The sequence below is a fragment of the Streptomyces sp. NPDC001933 genome, from assembly GCF_042890955.1.
In the GTDB taxonomy this organism is placed as follows: Bacteria; Actinomycetota; Actinomycetes; order Streptomycetales; family Streptomycetaceae; genus Streptomyces.
Genome location: NZ_JBIASS010000002.1, coordinates 286378 through 303732 on the forward strand (window position 1 = coordinate 286378; position 17355 = coordinate 303732).

Annotated in this window: 13 protein-coding genes; 5 read left to right on the top strand and 8 right to left on the bottom strand. The window is 72.1% G+C overall.

Annotated features, from left to right (window positions below; translation table 11 throughout):
• Positions 1-469: 469 nt before the first annotated feature.
• The 3 genes from ACFYY7_RS06185 to ACFYY7_RS06195 are packed head-to-tail and all read right to left on the bottom strand — an operon-like array spanning position 470 to position 3575.
• Positions 470-1768 (bottom strand): ABC transporter substrate-binding protein, encoded by a 1299-nt coding sequence (locus tag ACFYY7_RS06185; protein WP_388657683.1) that lies wholly within the window; start codon positions 1766-1768, stop codon positions 470-472.
• Positions 1768-2607, bottom strand: coding sequence for a carbohydrate ABC transporter permease (locus ACFYY7_RS06190; protein ID WP_388657686.1), 840 nt, complete (start codon positions 2605-2607; stop codon positions 1768-1770). The genes ACFYY7_RS06185 and ACFYY7_RS06190 overlap by 1 nt, the downstream gene beginning before the upstream one ends.
• Positions 2604-3575, bottom strand: a complete 972-nt coding sequence (locus tag ACFYY7_RS06195) for a carbohydrate ABC transporter permease (protein WP_388657689.1) — start codon at positions 3573-3575, stop codon at positions 2604-2606. Before ACFYY7_RS06195 ends, ACFYY7_RS06190 begins: the two co-directional genes overlap by 4 nt.
• A gap of 104 nt (positions 3576-3679) precedes the next feature.
• On the opposite strand from ACFYY7_RS06195, the gene ACFYY7_RS06200 reads away from it, so the two are divergent.
• Positions 3680-4546, top strand: a complete 867-nt coding sequence (locus ACFYY7_RS06200) for a phosphotransferase enzyme family protein (RefSeq protein WP_388657692.1) — start codon at positions 3680-3682, stop codon at positions 4544-4546.
• 36 nt (positions 4547-4582) lie between these two features.
• Here the strand turns inward: ACFYY7_RS06200 and ACFYY7_RS06205 are convergent, their stop codons facing one another.
• Positions 4583-5314 (bottom strand): 3'-5' exonuclease, encoded by a 732-nt coding sequence (locus ACFYY7_RS06205; protein WP_388657695.1) that lies wholly within the window; start codon positions 5312-5314, stop codon positions 4583-4585.
• 82 nt (positions 5315-5396) lie between these two features.
• Positions 5397-6629: an SAV2148 family HEPN domain-containing protein gene (locus ACFYY7_RS06210; protein ID WP_266729035.1), complete on the bottom strand. Its 1233-nt coding sequence runs from the start codon at positions 6627-6629 to the stop codon at positions 5397-5399.
• Between the two features lie 402 nt (positions 6630-7031).
• On the opposite strand from ACFYY7_RS06210, the gene glgX reads away from it, so the two are divergent.
• Positions 7032-9197, top strand: a complete 2166-nt coding sequence (gene glgX, locus ACFYY7_RS06215; RefSeq protein WP_388657698.1) for a glycogen debranching protein GlgX — start codon at positions 7032-7034, stop codon at positions 9195-9197.
• Positions 9198-9295: 98 nt separating this feature from the next.
• A complete protein-coding gene (treY, locus tag ACFYY7_RS06220; RefSeq protein ID WP_388657701.1) occupies positions 9296-11692 on the top strand; it encodes a malto-oligosyltrehalose synthase in 2397 nt (798 codons plus the stop codon).
• Here treY and ACFYY7_RS06225 read toward each other — a convergent pair.
• Together ACFYY7_RS06225 and ACFYY7_RS06230 are read right to left on the bottom strand one after the other, a co-directional pair.
• Positions 11652-12839, bottom strand: coding sequence for a cytochrome P450 (locus tag ACFYY7_RS06225; RefSeq protein WP_388657704.1), 1188 nt, complete (start codon positions 12837-12839; stop codon positions 11652-11654). The genes treY and ACFYY7_RS06225 overlap by 41 nt on opposite strands.
• Positions 12840-12967: 128 nt before the next feature.
• Positions 12968-13870 carry a LysR substrate-binding domain-containing protein gene (locus tag ACFYY7_RS06230; RefSeq protein WP_388657707.1) on the bottom strand — a complete coding sequence of 301 codons (903 nt, stop codon included), beginning with the start codon at positions 13868-13870 and terminating at the stop codon, positions 12968-12970.
• A 98-nt stretch (positions 13871-13968) separates the two neighbouring features.
• Here ACFYY7_RS06230 and lpdA point away from each other — a divergent pair, with 98 nt between their 5' ends.
• Complete coding sequence (gene lpdA / locus ACFYY7_RS06235) at positions 13969-15420, top strand: dihydrolipoyl dehydrogenase (RefSeq protein WP_388657710.1); 1452 nt, start codon at positions 13969-13971, stop codon at positions 15418-15420.
• Positions 15421-15569: 149 nt separating this feature from the next.
• Here the strand turns inward: lpdA and ACFYY7_RS06240 are convergent, their stop codons facing one another.
• On the bottom strand, positions 15570-16136 hold the full coding sequence (locus ACFYY7_RS06240; protein WP_388657712.1) for an FHA domain-containing protein: 567 nt from the start codon (positions 16134-16136) through the stop codon (positions 15570-15572).
• A gap of 244 nt (positions 16137-16380) precedes the next feature.
• On the opposite strand from ACFYY7_RS06240, the gene ACFYY7_RS06245 reads away from it, so the two are divergent.
• Positions 16381-17334: a GNAT family N-acetyltransferase gene (locus ACFYY7_RS06245; RefSeq protein WP_388657715.1), complete on the top strand. Its 954-nt coding sequence runs from the start codon at positions 16381-16383 to the stop codon at positions 17332-17334.
• The last annotated feature ends 21 nt before the right edge of the window (positions 17335-17355 follow it).

The following is a 17355-nucleotide window of genomic DNA, read 5'->3' on the forward strand; positions in this document are numbered from 1 at the left end:
ACCCCCGACCCGGGGCCGGGAATTCAGAGCCGCTCACCGCCGAAAGGAGTGAAGCCCAGCACGAAAGGAATTGTCAATGACTTCTTTTTGCGGAAAACGGAGGGGTGTTCAGCTTTCCGTAAGCCCCCGAGGGGTGCGGAGACTTCGGACGAGACACCATGTCACCAGGGAGGACGCGAAGTTCATACCGGCACGGACGCCCGGACACAAGAGCCTGAAGAGGCTGATTCACGCCATTGAATGTCTGAATCGCCGACGTTGAAGAATTCGCGGATTCGAGGCCTGTATCCGCGTGCGATTTCCCGGATACTTTCGGTTACCCGCCGAAAGAAACGTACCGGTCGGTAACGGGTGGGTCGACCGGGGCGGGCACTGCTTGGCCCATGAAACTGAACCGGCGGGCACCACGAAGCCCTCCCTGCCGGCGCCCCTGTGCACGGGGCCTCGGCGGGGAGGGCCTCGGGGTTCCTCAGCGCTGGTAGCGGGCCAGGACCCGGTTGCCGTCGTCCACCAGACGCTTCCTCAGCTCGTCCGCCCCGATCGCCCCGCTGTAGTACTCCTGGAGGGCCGGTGTGGCGACCTTGTCCTTCCACTCCGGGTAGCCCCGCACCGACTGGGCGGGCGCCGGCCGCAGTGCCTTCGCGACGGCCGCACCGGTCGCCCAGCCGTTCTCGGCGGTGTGCAGGGACGGGTCGGCGAGGGCCGCGGTGCCGGTCGGGAGCATCCAGTCGCCCTTGGCCAGCCGCACCATGTTCGGCGGCCGCAGCAGGAAGTCGATGAACTGCGCGGCCTCCTTCTTGTGCGGGCTGGCCTCCGAGACGGACAGGGTCTGCGGGCTCACCCCCTGGGCGAGGCCCGCACTGCCCGCGGGAGCCGGCAGGACCGTCCACTCGAAGCCCTCGGGGGCCTGTTCGACGACCTGCTGGCGGTACGAGAAGCCCAGCGGAACCATCGCGTACTTGCCGCCGAAGAACCCGGGAAGGGTGTCGGAGCCGCCCATGCCGAGTGCGGTGCGCACGGCACTGCGGTCGGTGTTGACCTGGTCGTGGATGGTGCCGGGGACGATCCGGTCGCCCTCGCCCGCGCGGATGGTGACCTTGCCGTCGGCACCGCGGTGGAAGAGCCGGCCGCCGCCGGAGAGCCCGAGGTTCAGCGTGACGGAGACCGGTTCCTTCAGCGGCCAGGCGATGCCGTACCGCCCCTTGCCCGTCAGTTCCCCGGTGACCTGCCGGAACTCGGACCAGCTCCAAGGGTGTTCGGGGGTCGGGATGCGGACCCCCGACTCCGCGAGGATCTTGGTGTTGGCGATCAGGACGCGGGGCTCCTGGAGGAACGGCACTCCGTAGACGCCGTCCCCGAAGGTGGTGGTGGACCAGCTCTGCTGCGGGATGTCGGCGGTCAGCCGGCCGGGAAGGAGCCCGCGCAGGTCCGCGAGATAGCCGCTGTACGCGAAGTCGGCCAGGTCGTCGGAGGCGTCGTGGATGATGTCCGGCGCCTCGTCGCCCTCGAAGGAGGTGAGCAGCTGGTCGTGGACGGTGTCCCAGCTGCCCTGGACGTAGCTGACGTGGATGTCCGGATGAGCCTCGTTCCACTCCTTCACCAGCTGCTTGTTGGCGTCGACGGACTCCTTCTGCCAGGCCAGCGACTGGAAGCTGAGCTCGATCCGCCCGCCGGTGTCCCGGCCGTCGTCCGTCCCGGCGCAGCCGGTGAGCAGCAGGGCCAGTGCGGTGGCCGCCGCGGCGGCCGTCCTGCGCAGCGATGCCCGCATCAGCTCTTCACCGCCCCGGCCAGCATGCCGCCCGTGATCCGCCGCTGGATGATCGCGAAGATGACCAGCGAGGGCAGGGTGGCGAGGAACGCGGCGGCGGCGAGCGGCCCGAGGTCGGCCGCGCCCTCCGCACCGATGAAGTGGGTCAGTACGACCGGCAAGGTCTGCTTCTCCGGTGTCTTGAGCAGGACGAGCGCGAAGAAGAGCTCGTTCCACGCGGTGATGAAGGCGAAGAGCGCGGTGGCGACGATCCCGGGGGCCAGCAGCGGGGCGGTGACCGAGACGAGCGTCCGCAGCCGGCCCGCTCCGTCGACCGAGGCGGCCTCCTCCAGCTCGGCGGGCACGGCCCGTACGTATCCGACCAGCATCCAGAGCGCGAAGGGCAGCGCCCAGACGACGTACACCATGATCAGGCCCCACAGGGTGTTGATCAGATGGAGGTTCTTCAGGATCAGGAAGAGCGGGATGATCAGCAGGACGAGCGGGAACGCCTGGCTGATCACGACCCAGCCGGTGGCCGCCGTCGAGAGCCTGGAGCGGCGGCGGGCCATCACGTACGCCATGGGCGTGGCGACGAGGACGGCGATGAAGGCGGCGCAGAGAGCGGCGATCAGCGAGTTGGCGGCGGCCTCCAACAGCGGCTGTTCGTCGAACGCCGTGCGGAAGTTGCCGAGCGTCGGGTTCTCCGGGATCCAGGTGGGATGCAGGGAGCCCAGCTCGCGGGCCGGTTTGAAAGCGGTGGAGACCAGCCACAGGAACGGGAACGCCAGGAAGACGAGATAGCCGAGGAGCGCGGCGTACTGTCCGGCGCGTGCGGCTCTTCCGGTGCGCATGCTCATCGGTCCTCGCCTCCCCTGAGCCGGCCGGCGAGATACACGGCGAGGATCACGGAGATCACCGCGACCATCACGCAGCCCATCGCCGCCGCGTACCCGAACTGCCCGTAGTGGAAGGCCTCTTCGTACGCGAAGAGCATCGGCAGCCGGGTGCGGCCGCCGGGTCCGCCGTTGGTCAGTACGTAGACCAGGGCGAAGGAGTTGAAGTTCCAGATGAAGTTGAGCGCGGTGATGGAGAGCGCGACGGGCCGGAGCACCGGCCAGGTGACGGTACGGAAGCGGCGCCAGGCCCCGGCGCCGTCCAGGGCGGCCGCCTCGTGGAGTTCGTGCGGGGTGTTCTGCAGCCCCGCGAGCAGGGCGACGGTGGTCTGGGGCATGCCGGACCAGATCCCCACGACGATCACGGCGGGCAGGGCGGTGGCGAGTCCGGTGAGCCAGTCCCGGCCGTCGCCGAGGCCGAGGTCGCGGATGGTCTCGTTGAGGATGCCGGCGTCCGGGTTGTAGACGAGCCGCCACATGAGGCCCACCACCACCTCGGGCATCGCCCACGGAATGATCGCCAGGGCCCGTGCCAGCCAGCGCAGCCGCAGCTTCTGGTTGAGCAGCAGGGCGAGGCCGAGGGCCAGTACGAACTGCGGGACGGTGACGCCGAACGCCCAGACCAGGCCGATCCGGAACGAGTCCCAGAAGAGGGTGTCGTGGAGCAGGTCCTGGAAGTTCAGTCCGCCCACCCACTGGGTGGAGCGGGTACGGCCGGACTGGGCGTCGGTGAAGGCCAACGTGATGCCGTAGAGCAGGGGGCCGACGCTCAGGACCAGGATCGGGATCAGCGCGGGCAGCACCAGGAACCAGGTACCGGCGCTCCGGTTGACCGGCCGGGACCGTCTGTCCTGCGGGCCGCCGGGTGGGCCATGCCTCTCGGTACGTACGGTTGCACTCGCTAATGTCACGAATCCGCCCCCTTGCGTCATTCGATCGGATTCACACCGTTCTGGCCGCTCAGGTGGCCTCCGTCATCGTGCTGACGGTCCGTCGGTTCGTCAAGCGGGCCTGCACTGATGCGAAAATCGGAGTCATGAACGAGATGCGTGCGCGTGAGGTGCTGACCGCTGCCGGGCTGTCCGGCGGTGCGGAGCTGCTCGCGATGGGTGAGAACGCGGTGTTCGCCGTCGGCGACCTGGTGGTCAAGGTCGGCCGGGACGCCGTGCGCCACCCGGAACTGCGGGAACGGGCAGAACGCGAGGTGGCCGTCGCCCGGTGGCTGGCCGCCTCGGACGTGCCTGCCGTACGGGCCGCCGAGCCCGCGGCGCGCCTGGTCGAGGGGCACCCCGTGACCCTCTGGCACCGGCTGCCCGATGCCGTACGCCCCCCGGAGCCGCGGGATCTGGCGCCGCTGCTCACCCTGGTGCACGCGCTGCCCGCCCCGGAGGGGCTCGCCCTCCCGCGCCGCGAACTGCTGGGCGGGGTCGAACGCTGGCTGCGGCTCGCGGGCGATGCGATCGACCCGGCCGACGCCGACTATCTGAGGGAGCGCCGCGACGGCTTCGCGGCGGCCGCCGCCGCTCTGGTCCCCCATCTGCCGCCGGGGCCGATCCACGGCGACGCGCTGCCCCGTAACGTCCACGTCGGTCCGGACGGTCCGGTGCTGGTCGATCTGGAGACCTTCTCCGCGGATCTGCGCGAGCACGATCTGGTGGTGCTGGCGCTGTCCCGGGACCGGTACGGCCTGGCGCCCGAGGCGTACGACGCCTTCACCGCCGCGTACGGCTGGGACGTGCGTGAGTGGGAGGGTTGCGCGGTGCTCCGCGGGGCCCGGGAGACGGCCAGCTGTGCGTGGGTGTCCCAGCACGCGCCGGCCAATCCGAAGGCGCTCGCGGAATTCCGCCGCCGGGTGGCCTCACTGCGCGACGGCGACACGGCGGTGCGGTGGTATCCGTTCTGAGCACCGCCCGCTGAACCCGGCCGCGGGGCCGGACCGTCAGCCGGTGGCGACCCCGGCCGGCTCCCGCAGCGGCCAGTGGCCGTCGATCACCGCGTCGGCCGTCCCCTTGCGGCGCAGGAACTGCTGGAAGTCCGCCGCCCATTGCGCGTACCACTCAACCTGGCGCTCGTGCAGCTCGGCGGCGGTCAGCTCGGCCACCGAGCCGTGCCGCTCGGCTATGGCGTACGCCACCCGGACCGCGGCCAGCGCGTCCGCCCCCGCGTCATGGGCTCCGCCGTGCACCACGCCGTACTCGACGCAGACCGCCTCCAGGTTGCGCTTGCCCTTGCGGTAGCGGTCGACGGCCCGGTCGATGGTGTACGGGTCGATGACGGGGCCGATCCCGGTCCCGTCGAGCCGGTCGCTCAGCGACGGCAGCCCGTGCCGCCGCAACTCCGCCGTGAGCAGCGTCAGGTCGAAGGCCGCGTTGTACGCGACGACCGGAACGCCCCGGCGCCAGTAGCCGGTGAGGGTGTCGGCGATCTCGTCGGCCACCTCGCGCGCCGGCCGGCCCTCCGCCGCCGCCCGCTCGCTGCTGATGCCGTGGATCGCCGAGGCCTGCGCGGGGATCCGGATGCCCGGATCCGCCAGCCAGGCGCGCTGCCGCACCGGCTCCCCGTCCCGGCCGCCGACGCCTACGACCGCGGCTGTCACGATCCGGGCCTCCAGCGGTTCCGTGCCCGTCGTCTCCAGGTCGAAGCCGACCAGCGCCTCCCGGTGCCAGCTCATCCCGTACCTCCTTCGTGGTGCTCTCCCCCAGGTGCTGACCACCCTCGCACGCGCCACTGACAACGCGGTCGCGGCCCCTCGTTCAGGAGACGGGCCGGGAGTCCGCCCACACCGACTCGAACTCCTCGCGGTACGTCTCGAAGAGTCCGTGCTCGTTGTCCTGCCCCGCCCGGACCACGGCGCGCCCGCCGCCGCGCAGCACCAGCACGGGCGCCTCCATGCCGCGTGCGCGCCGCAGATAGGTCTGGACGACCCCGACCGCGTCCGTCCCGTCCCCGTCGACCAGATAGGCCGTGAAGCGCGGGGTCTCGTCGAACACATGGATCTCGAAGGCGCCCGGATCGCGGAGCTTGGAGCGGACCCGGCGCATGTGGAGGATGTTCATCTCCACCGACCGGCTCAGCTCACCCTTCTTCAGGCCCAGCTCCCGCTCCCGGCGCTTGACCGCGCTGCTCGCCGGGTTGATGAAGAGCAGCCGCACCCGGCAGCCGGACTCGGCGAGCCGGATGAGCCTGCGGCCGGAGAAGTTCTGCACCAGCAGGTTGAGCCCTATGCCGATCGCGTCGAGCCGGCGCGAACCGCCGAAGAGGTCCTCGGCGGGCAGCTGGCGCTGGAGCCGCACCCGGTCGGAGTGGACGGAGACCACGTCCGCGTACCGGTCGCCGACCAGCTCCTCGACGGCGTCGACCGGGAGCCGGTCGGCCGACGGGACCCCGGCGCCGCTGCCCAGGATCTCCAGGAGCCGGGCGGAGGCGCGCTCGGCCTGGGCAAGCACCGCCTCGTTCAGGGCGCGGTTGCGGGAGACCACGTTGCGGGCGACCTCCAGCTCGTCGAGCGCCAGCTCCACCTCTCGCCGGTCGTCGAAGTACGCCTCGAAGCACGGCCAGTGCTGGACCATCAGCTCACGCAGCTGGGGCAGCGTGAGGAAGCTGAGGACGTTGTCGTCGGCCGGGTCCAGCAGGTAGCCCTTGCGGCGCGAGACCTCGCGCACGGCGACGGCGCGCTGCACCCACTCCTGCCCGGCGGGCCCGGCGGCGGCCACCACCCAGTCCTCGCCGTGGACCGGCTCGTAGATGGGCCGGAGCACCGCGGCGACCACGGCACGCAGCCGCTGCTCCACGAGATTCAGCCAGATGTAGGCCCGTCCGGCCCGCTGCGCGCGCGTACGCACCTCGCTCCAGGCGTCCGCTCCCCAGTCCAGCTCCGCGCCGATCTCCATGGGCTGCGCAAGCGATACCGCCCCTGGCGGGACATCGGTGGAGTCCCCCTCGTGACCCGGGTCACCTGGGGGCAGCTCGAATCCGCCCGAGCTCACCCGCGCACCGCCTTCCACTCCCCCACCAACGATCAAGGAAGGGTACTCCGGGAGCGGGATCCGGTGCAGCCGGATGCACATGCTGCTTCGTCAACTCCCCTGCGGCGCGGGCATGTTCCCGGCGTCAAGATCTGCCGTAGTGAGAGGATTCATAGTGATTAACCACCCCATCCGGGGCCCTGGACCGGGCGAGCGCCGGGTTTCCGGGTCCGGATCCCGGTTCCGGGCTACACGGAGAGGCCCGAAGTTGACCGGACCGCGTGACGTGCCGGTCGGTCCTAGGTAGCCGCACCTCTTTCGGGGAAGATCTGGCTCAGGGCCTGTCGGGCGGATCAGGGGTCGGACGGGCCCTTGCAGCCGCAAGCCCCAGGCACCCGGATCAGAAGTGGAAGGGTCGAACCTATGCAGGTCTGGCCGGGACAGGCGTACCCCCTCGGTGCCACGTACGACGGCGCCGGGACCAACTTCGCGGTCTTCTCGGAGGCCGCCAGACGAATCGAGTTGTGCCTGCTGCACGACGACGGTTCCGAGACGGCGGTGGAGCTCAGGGAGACCGACGCCTTCGTCCGCCATGCCTACCTGCCCGGGGTGATGCCCGGTCAGCGGTACGGATTCAGGGTCCACGGACCGTACGAACCGGAGCGCGGCGCCCGCTGCAATTCGGCCAAGCTGCTGCTCGACCCGTACGCCCGTGCCGTCGCCGGGCAGATCCGGTGGGGCGAGGCGGTGTACGGCTATCCGTTCGGCCGGCCCGACGCGCGCAACGATCTCGACTCGGCGCCGCACACCATGACCTCGGTGGTGGTCAACCCGTACTTCGACTGGGGCGACGACCGGCGGCCCCGAACGGACTACCACCGCACGGTGATCTACGAGGCCCATGTGAAGGGCCTGACGATGCTCCACCCGGGGCTGCCGAAGGAGCTGCGCGGCACCTACGCGGGGCTGGCCCATCCGGAGGTGATCGCCCATCTGACGGAACTGGGCGTCACGGCCATCGAGCTGATGCCGGTTCACCAGTTCGTCCAGGACCACCGGCTGGCGGACGCGGGGCTGGCCAACTACTGGGGCTACAACACCATCGGTTTCTTCGCCCCGCACAACGCCTACGCCTCCTGGGGCGACCGGGGCGAGCAGGTGCTGGAGTTCAAGCAGGCGGTGCGGGCGCTGCACCAGGCCGGCATCGAGGTGATCCTCGACGTGGTCTACAACCACACCGCGGAGGGCAACCATCTGGGCCCGACGCTCTCCTTCCGGGGCCTGGACAACGCCTCGTACTACCGGCTGGCGGACGACCAGCGGTACTACATGGACACCACGGGGACCGGGAACTCCCTGCTGATGCGGTCACCGCACGTGCTCCAGCTGATCATGGACTCGCTGCGGTACTGGGTGACCGAGATGCATGTGGACGGCTTCCGCTTCGACCTGGCGGCGACCCTGGCCCGGCAGTTCCACGAGGTGGACCGGCTGTCGTCGTTCTTCGACCTGGTGCAGCAGGACCCGGTGGTCAGCCAGGTGAAGCTGATCGCCGAGCCGTGGGACGTGGGCGAGGGCGGCTACCAGGTGGGGAACTTCCCGCCGCTGTGGACCGAGTGGAACGGCAAGTACCGGGACACCGTGCGGGACCTGTGGCGGGGCGAGCCGCGGACCCTCGCGGAGTTCGCGGGGCGGCTGACCGGGTCGTCGGACCTGTACCAGGACGACGGGCGGCGGCCGCTCGCCTCGATCAACTTCGCCACCTGCCACGACGGGTTCACGCTGCACGACCTGGTCTCGTACAACGACAAGCACAACGAGGCGAACGGCGAGGGCAACCGGGACGGCGAGAGCCACAACCGGTCCTGGAACTGCGGCGCGGAGGGGGACACCGACCAGCCGGAGATCCTCGACCTGCGGACGCGGCAGATGCGGAACTTCATCGCCACGCTGATGCTGTCGCAGGGCGTGCCGATGCTGAGCCACGGCGACGAGTTCGCACGCACCCAGCGGGGCAACAACAACGCGTACTGCCAGGACAGCGAGTTGTCGTGGGTGCACTGGCCAGATCCGGACGAGGCGGCTCAGGAAAAGGCGGACGGCGCCGACCGGGGCGGGGCGGACACCGGGGGCAGCAGTCTGCTGGAGTTCACCCGGGCGATGGTGTGGCTGCGCCGCGACCATCCGGTCTTCCGACGCCGCCGGTTCTTCCACGGCCGTCCGGTCGAGGGCACGCACGACGAGCTCTCGGACATCGCGTGGTTCACACCGGAGGGCGGCGAGATGAAGCAGCGGGACTGGCAGGCCGCGCACGCCAAGGCTCTGACGGTCTTCCTCAACGGTCACGCGATCTCGGAGCCGGGGCCGCGCGGCGAGCGGATCTCCGACGACTCGTTCCTGCTGATGTTCAACGCGAGCGCGGAGACGCTGGAGTTCTCCGTTCCGGTGAATCACGGCCGGCAGTGGCTGGTGGTGGTCGACACGGCGCGCCCGGTCGGAGTCATGCCCGGCTCGGGGCCGAAGGTGGCGGGGGGCGATCGGGTGACGCTGGTCGGGCGCAGCATGGCGGTGCTGCAGCGGCCCGCGTAGGCCCGAGGGCCGTCCGGCCGCCGGGGAGGACACCGCCGGTCGAGCCCTTTGCGGCATTCCGTGACACAGAAGCCGCCAGGCTGGGTACGAACGTCCGCATGACGCCCACCGCCACCTACCGGCTCCAGCTCCAGCCCGACTTCCCGTTCTCGGCCGCCGGGGAGGCCGTGCCGTATCTCGCCTCGCTCGGCGTCTCCCATCTGCATCTGTCCCCGGTCCTCGAAGCCGTACCCGGCTCCCGGCACGGCTACGACGTCGTCGACCACGGCCGGGTACGCGCCGAGCTCGGCGGTGAACAGGGGCTGCGGGAGCTGGCCCGCACGGCGCGCGGGCACGGTCTCGGACTGATCGTGGACATCGTGCCGAACCACATGGCCGCCGTCCCCCGCCACAACCACGCGCTGTGGGAGGTGCTGCGCGAGGGCCCCGGATCACCGTACGCCCGCTGGTTCGACATCGACTGGGCGGCGGGCGGCGGGAAGGTGCTGCTGCCGGTGCTCGGCGGGCCGATCGGCGACGAGCTCGGCGGGCTCCTGGTGGACGGCGAGGTGCTGCGCCACGGCGAGCAGGAGTTCCCGCTGCGGACCGGCACGGCCGGGCTGCCGCTGCAGGAGCTGCTGGACGCCCAGCACTACCGGCTCGGCTGGTGGCGGCTGGCCCGCACCGAGCTGAACTACCGGCGGTTCTTCACGATCTCGGAGCTCATCGGGGTACGGGTGGAGGACCCCGAGGTCTTCGCCGCCACCCACGGCAAGATCCTCGAACTGGTCCGGGACGGTGTCGTCGACGGGCTGCGCATCGACCACCCCGACGGGCTGGCCGAGCCCGCGGCGTACCTGGAGCGGCTCTCGGCCGCGACCGGCGGGCGGTGGACGGTGGTGGAGAAGATCCTCACCGGCGGCGAGGAGCTGCCCGCGGACTGGGCCGTGGCTGGGACGACCGGGTACGACGCCTTGCACCGCGTGGACGGCCTGTTCCTCGACCCGATGGGCGCCGCGGAGCTGGTCGGCCGCTACCGGGAGTACGCGGGACCCGCCGGCGACCGCGGCGGCTACTGGACGGCGACCGTCCGCCGCGCCGCGTACCGGGTGGTGACGCACGAACTGGCCGCCGAGACCGAGCTGCTGACCCGGCTCGCCGCACGGATCTGCGCCGCCGAGCCCGCGCTGTGCGATCACGCCCCGTGGACGCTGCGCACCGCCTTGCGCGAACTGATGGTGCGGATGCCCGTCTACCGCCCGTACGTGACGGCCGGCGGGGCCTGCACCACGACGGCCGGGGAGACGCTGTCGGACGCGGTCGTGCGGGACGCGAAGGCGATGTTCACCGTCGCGGAGGAGGCGTCGGCCGTCGACGTGGTCCGGGAGCTGGCGCTGGGGCGGCTGGGCGAGGGGCCCGAGCGGGCCGCGTTCTGCGTCCGGTTCGCCCAGACCGCCTCGGCGTTGCGCGCCAAGTCGGTCGAGGACACGGCGTTCTACCGGTACGTGCCGCTGATCTCGGCGAACGAGGTGGGCGGCGACCCTGGGCAGCCCGCGGTGAAGCCGGAGGAGTTCCACGCGTTCTGTGCCCGGCTGGCCCGCGACTGGCCGGCCACCGGCACGGCGCTGACCACCCATGACACCAAGCGGAGCGCCGATGTACGGGCCCGGATCGCGGTGCTGACGGAGTGCCCGCAGTCGTGGTCCGGGCTGCTGACGGAGCTGGACCGGGCGACCCCGGCCACCGCTCCGGATCCGCAGCTCGCCTGGCAGGCCTGGCAGACGGCGGTGGGCTGCGCGAAGCTGCCGGACGGCGAGATGGCGGGCCGTCTTGAGCCGGCGCTGCTGAAGGCGGTCCGCGAGGCGGGGCTCTTCACCGGCTGGACCGAGCCCGATGCGGCGTACGAGCGGGCGGTGACGGACTTCGTGGCGGCCGGGCCTGCCGCGAGCGGCGGTCCGGTGCGCGAGACGCTGGAGCGGTTCGCGAGCACGCTCGACCCCTATGTGCGGGCCAATGTGCTGGGGGCGGCGCTGGTGCAGCTGACGATGCCGGGTGTGCCGGATCTGTACCAGGGCACGGAGCGGGAGTACGTGGCGCTGGTCGACCCGGACAACCGGCGGCCGTTCTGCGAGCCGTCCCTGGACGGGGCCCTCGGCGAGAAGGGCGAGCTGACGGCGGCCACCCTGCGGCTGCGGCGCGAGCGGCCGGAGGTGTTCGGTGAGTCCGGTACGTACGCCCCGCTGGGCGCGCGGGGCCCGGCGGCCGCGCACTGTCTGGCGTTCTGCCGCTCCGGCGAGGTGGTCACCGCGGTGACCAGGCTGTCGTTGCGGCTGGCGGAGTCGGGCGGCTGGCACGACACGGAGCTGGTGCTGCCGGACGACGGGCCGTGGACCGATCTGCTGGCGTCCGGTCGGAAGTTCACCGGGAGCTCGGTCGCGCTCGCCGAACTCTTCGCCGCGCGGCCGGTGGCGCTGCTCAGCCGGGCCGGACGAGGAGGGCCCGCGGACCTCGGGTGAGCAGCCCGGTGCCGGCCGGGCGGAATCCGTCCGCCCAGCGGAGCCGGGGCATCGCGTCGAGCAGCGCGCGCAGGCCCTGGCGGGCCTCCAGCCGGCCGAGCAGGACGGCGGGGCAGGACACGGGGCCGGTGAGGGACCGGCCCTGGTCACGGCGGAAGGGGTCGAAGAGGTCGGGGGCGGCGAACCGTTCCGGATCGCGGCCGGCCGCGCCGATCAGGCAGGCGACGTCAGCCCCGGCGGGCAGGGTGCCGCCGCTGAGGGTGACCTCGGTGACGGTACGGCGCAGCACCACCTGGACCGGCGGGTCGCGGCGCAGCGACTCCGTCCAGGCCCGGTCGGCCAGGGCCGGTTCGACGCGCAGGGCGGTGAGGAGGTCGGGGGCGTCCAGCACATTGGCGAGGAGGGAGGCGAGCGCCCTCTCGCGGAGGCCGGTGTGCCGGGTGCAGGGGGTGGCCGCGGTCGCGGTGGCGGTCACGGCGCCGGGCGGGGGGTCGTACGCGATGCCGGGCGCGGTGCCGCAGGCGATGCCGGGCGTGGTGCCGGACAGCCGGTCGGTGTAGCGTCGGGCGCTCACGCCGGGGGCGGCGCCGAAGGGCAGCCAGCGGCAGAACTCCTCGACGAGATCGGCCTGTTGGCGGCACGCGATGCGGCGCGCCAGCACGTACGCGGTCCGCTCGATGCGCGCTGCCATGTGACGTGGCACCGCCGCGAGCTCCGGCATGTGACGTGGCACTGCTTCGAACTCCGGCATGTGACGTGGTACCGCTTCGAACTCCGGCATGTGACATGGCACGGGTCCGGGTGCCGCCGGGCGCTGATCGCGCGGCACGCAGCGGGGGCTGCCGTGGCAGAGACCGAGCGGGGCGGGGGCGCCGCGGGGTGCGGCGTCGTGCGGGAGGCCGGTGAAGCGGGGGTCGGTGAGGGCCGTGGCCACGTCCGCGTACCGGCTGACCAGCCAGGCGCGCAGGGGCGCGTCGTAGCTGAGCGGGTACTCCTCGCGCAGGACCCGGTAGAGGCGGTACGGGTCACGCGCCGCACCGGGCGCGAGCAGGCTGGGGCCGGCGTCCGGGCGGGGGCCGCGCACCGGTCGGCGCCCTCGGCGGCCGAGGTCCGGTGCGGATATGCCTTCCGGCACGTCGGCCTGCATCCGTACCCCCGGGGCGTCAGGGCGCCGGTGTACGGCGCGGTTTTCCATCAGGGAAACACCGGCAGGGGCGTCGCGCAGTCGGCGTACGGCCGTACGGGTGAGGGCGACGCTCCCCGGGCCGGGCGGCCTCAGCCTGTCGTCGTACGGGAGCCCAGTGGCCCGGAGCCCGCGAGGAGATCCGTGAACGCGGCGGCGGCCCCCGTGAGTTCCACGCGGGAGAAGACCGCCAGCCCACGCCGCCACGGAGGCTCGACGGCGAGGACCGCGCAGTCCTCGCCGACCGCTCCCCGCACGACATGCGCCGGCGCCGTGGCGACACCGACCCCGGCCGCCGCCATCCGTACCGCGGTCGACGTGTGTTCGGTACGCACCGCCGTACGGGGTGTGAAGCCGGCCTGCCCGCAGGCCAGGTCCAGGAACGCCTGGCCCTGGACCACGGGTTCCATCGCGCAGCGCACCCAGGGCCGGTCGGCCAGCTCCGGCAGACGGACCGAGGCGCGTCCGGCGAGCGGGTCGTCGAAGGGGACCACCAGGACGATCTCCTCCTCGCCGACCGGGACGACGGGCCCCGGCCAGCGCGCGGGCGGCGGGCCGACCGCGAGGTCGGCGGTGCCGCGTTCGAGCTGTTCCTCCAGGGCTTCCGGGGTGGCGTACTCGTGGAGGACGAGAGCGACCCCGGGGTGCGCCCGGCGCCAGCGCGCGAAGACGTCGGGGAGGATGCCGACAGCCACCGCGTGCACCGTCGCGATGTGCAGCTCACCGCCCTCCGCTCCCGCCGCCGCCCGCGCCGCCCGCCGTGCCTGGGCGGCGCTGCGTACGGACCGCTCGGCGTGCGGCAGGTAGGCACGCCCCATCGGGGTCAGGCGCACGCCGCGCGGCAGCCGTTCGAGGAGGGCACCGCCGACGGTCCGCTCCAGGGCCTTGATCTGGTGGGAGAGCGCGGGCTGGGTGACGTGGAGGAGTTCGGCGGCCCGGGTGAACGACGACTCCTCGACGACCGTGAGGAAGTACTCCATCTGTCGCAGGCTCAACACTCTCTCCCCGTGGACCGTACCCATAAGGGCTGTGCATCGATGCCACAGAAACATTGCCTTGGACTCATGGCAAGGGCCGGGCGGAGGCTGTGGCCATGACACGGACAACGACAGCAACGAGAACGGGAACAACCGCAGCGACCGGGACCGAGACCGACGTCCTGGTGATCGGGGGCGGTACGGGCGGATACTCCACCGCTCTGCGGGCCGCCGCCCTCGGCCTGGAGGTGGTCCTCGTGGAGCGCGACAAGGTGGGCGGCGCCTGTCTGCACCGCGGCTGCATTCCCAGCAAGGCGATGCTGCACGCCGCCGAACTCGTGGACGGCATCGCGGAGGCCGGGGAACGGTGGGGGGCGAAGGCGACCCTGGACTCGGTGGACTGGCCGGCCCTGGTCGCCGCCCGGGACGACATCGTGGCGCGCAACCATCGCGGGGTGGTGGACCACCTGGCGCACGCGGCGGTCGAAGTGGCGTACGGGAGCGCCGAGTTGACCGGCCCGCGCAGTGCGTACGTCACCGGTCGCGGGACGGTCGTCGCGCGCCGCGGCATCGTACTGGCGACCGGGTCGCGACCGCGCATGCTGCCGGGGCTGCAGGCCGACGGGCACCGCGTCGTCACCAGCGACGACGCGTTGTTCGCGCCGGGGCTGCCGCGGTCCGTCCTGGTGCTGGGCGGCGGGGCGATCGGCGTCGAGTACGCCTCGTTCCACCGGTCGATGGGCGCCGATGTGACGCTGGTGGAGGCCGCGGACCGGCTCGTGCCGCTGGAGGACGTCGATGTGTCGCGCCATCTGACCCGCGGTCTGAAGAAGCGCGGGATCGACGTACTCACCGGGGCACGGCTGACGGACGCGGGCGTGGTCTCCGACGGGGTGGTCGCGACGGTACGCACCTCGCGCGGCGAGACGCGCACCGTGCGGGCCGAGCGGCTGCTCGTCGCGGTGGGGCGCGTGCCGGTGACCGAGGGGCTCGGACTCGCGGCGGCGGGGCTGGCCGTCGACGGGCGCGGCCATGTCGCGCCCGCCGACTGGTCCCGGCTCGAAACGTCCGTGCCGGGCATCCATGTGGTGGGCGATCTGCTGCCGCCGCCGTCCCTCGGGCTGGCCCACGCCTCGTTCGCGGAGGGGCTGCTCGTCGCCGAGACGCTGGCCGGACTGAGCACACCCGCGGTGGACTACGCCGCCGTCCCCCGGGTCACGTACTCGTCCCCGCAGACCGCCGCGGTGGGCCTGACCGAGGCCCAGGCCCGTGACGCCGGGCACGACGTCACGGTGGGCAGCATGCCGCTGACCGCCGTGGCCAAGGGGATGGTGCACGGGCGGGGCGGCCTGGTGAAGGTGGTCGCCGAGCGGGGCGGCCGGGTCCTCGGGGTGCATCTCGTCGGGCCGCAGGTCTCCGAGATGATCGCCGAGAGCCAGCTGATCGTCGGCTGGGACGCCGAACCCGCCGATGTGGCCCACCACGTCCACGCGCATCCGACGCTCTCCGAGGCGGTCGGCGAAGTCTTTCTCACCCTCGGCGGGCGCGGGTTGCACCAGCGGTCCTGAGCCGGACACCGACGGCCCCCGGAAGTGCCAGGAAGCTCGGAAGGTGCTCAGACGGATCTCGGAGGGAGCTCGGACGGAGCTCGGACGGAGCTCGGACGGAGCTCGGACGGAGCTCGGAGGAAGCTCGAAAGGCCCCTGGATTGCGCCTCTCAGGCCGGCGGGCCGAGGACGGGTGCGGAGAGCCGGAAGCTCATCCGGCCGAAGCTCACCTGGTCCCCGTCGCGGACCGGGACCACGCCGGTGACCCGCTGGCCGTTGACGCAGGTGCCGTTGGTCGAGCCGAGGTCGCGCAGCAGCCAGCGGCCGCCCTGGGCGGTGAGCTCCGCGTGGAGCCGGGAGACGGTCTCGTGGTTGAGCCGCAGCCCGTTGCCCGGATCGCGGCCGATCAACAGGGGGTGCGGGCTCGGGGCGGGGAGCAGGAGCTTGGGGAGCCGCTCGGTCTGCCAGACCCGGCGCACCCGGCCGGGAAATCCGGACACCCCGCTCACGACCCGGAGTATCCGCCGGGACCAGCGGCCCTCGCCCTCCAAGTCGGCGGTGAGTGCCTCCAGTTCCTCGGAGCGCCGGGCGGTGAGGGCCAGCTCCATGCGCCGCATGAAGGTGTCATGGGAGAGCCTGCCCTGTGCCGCGCCGTCTCTGAGCACGCCGAGCACACGGTCGCGCTGGGCGTCGGACAGCCGCACGGGATACGTGTGGGACTCGAAGGAGGACGTCACACGGCCAATTGTCGGTCCGACCGCCCCGGAGTGTCCAGAACGTGCCCGTATCCCGCCCCTGGGCCGCGAAGGGAGCGCGTGGCCGTGCACGGAGCGTGCGGCCGCGAAGGGAGAGCTGCGCCGTACAGGGAGCGCGTGGCCGCGGATATCCCCGCGCACGGCCGTGGAGTCGTTGCTACTGTCTCCCGCCGCAGGCCGCCCGGCATCCGCCGGAAGGCACGCCTGCGCATTTCAAGGAGCTTGTGTGACCCCTGCACCACAGGAACTGACCATCCGTCCGCTCGCCGGTCCCGAGGAGCTCGGGCTCTTCCTCCAGCTGTCGTACACCCTCGATCACGAACTCGCCGACGACCTGGAGAGCGGGCGTCGCCGTCCCGAGTGGATGTGGGTGGCGCTGCGCGGCGAACGCCTGGTGGCGCGGATCGCGTGGTGGAGCCTGGGCGGGGAGGAGCCCCTGCTCCTCGACTTCTTCGACCTGGACGACACCCTGCCCGAGCCCGAACGCGGCGAGACGGGGCTGAAGCTGCTGGAGACGGCAACGGCAACGGTCGTGCCCGCCGGCGCCCCGCGGCCCGAGTACGGCCGCTTCGTACCGGCCGACTGGCGCGAGGACCCGGCCGCCCGCGAGGTCGTCGAGGCCCGGATCCGGGTCATGGAGCGCTCCGGTGCGCGGATGCTGGTCGAGCGGCTCCGGCTGGAGTGGCGCGCCGGTACGGCGGTCCCCGCCGACAGCGGCCGGCTCCGGTTCCGTCCGGTCGACGGGCGCGAGGACCTCCTCGCGCTGATGACACCGGTGATGGAGGGCACCCTCGACGCCCACGGGCAGGCCGATCTGGCGACCGGGCTCAGTGCCCGCGAGGCCGCCGAGAAGCACTACGACGAGGAACTGGCGAAGTACCGGACCCCGCGCGAGTGGTGGCGCATCGCCGAACTCCCGGACGGTGAACCGGTCGGGTTCGTCATCCCGGCCCGCAACAACTACAACCCGATCGTCGCGTACATCGGTGTGCTGCCCGCCCACCGCGGCCACGGCTACATCGACGACATCCTCGCCGAGGGCACCCGGGTACTGGCCGCGCAGGACGGCGTGGAACGCATCCGGGCCGCCACAGATCTCGGCAACGTACCGATGGCCAAGTCCTTCGCACGCCTCGGGTACGTGAACTTCGAGCGCTCCTTCGACATGGTCTGGGACTGAATTCGGGACTGAATACGGTGG

What these genes read in the sequence shown, in the direction of transcription:
- ACFYY7_RS06195 (WP_388657689.1), bottom strand. Translation starts at nt 3,575, where the DNA reads ATGACGCAAGGGGGCGGATTCGTGACATTAGCGAGTGCAACCGTACGT.
- lpdA (WP_388657710.1), top strand. Translation starts at nt 13,969, where the DNA reads ATGACACGGACAACGACAGCAACGAGAACGGGAACAACCGCAGCGACC.
- ACFYY7_RS06200 (WP_388657692.1), top strand. Translation starts at nt 3,680, where the DNA reads ATGAACGAGATGCGTGCGCGTGAGGTGCTGACCGCTGCCGGGCTGTCC.
- treY (WP_388657701.1), top strand. Translation starts at nt 9,296, where the DNA reads ATGACGCCCACCGCCACCTACCGGCTCCAGCTCCAGCCCGACTTCCCG.
- glgX (WP_388657698.1), top strand. Translation starts at nt 7,032, where the DNA reads ATGCAGGTCTGGCCGGGACAGGCGTACCCCCTCGGTGCCACGTACGAC.
- ACFYY7_RS06205 (WP_388657695.1), bottom strand. Translation starts at nt 5,314, where the DNA reads ATGAGCTGGCACCGGGAGGCGCTGGTCGGCTTCGACCTGGAGACGACG.
- ACFYY7_RS06225 (WP_388657704.1), bottom strand. Translation starts at nt 12,839, where the DNA reads ATGCAGGCCGACGTGCCGGAAGGCATATCCGCACCGGACCTCGGCCGC.
- ACFYY7_RS06190 (WP_388657686.1), bottom strand. Translation starts at nt 2,607, where the DNA reads ATGAGCATGCGCACCGGAAGAGCCGCACGCGCCGGACAGTACGCCGCG.
- ACFYY7_RS06185 (WP_388657683.1), bottom strand. Translation starts at nt 1,768, where the DNA reads ATGCGGGCATCGCTGCGCAGGACGGCCGCCGCGGCGGCCACCGCACTG.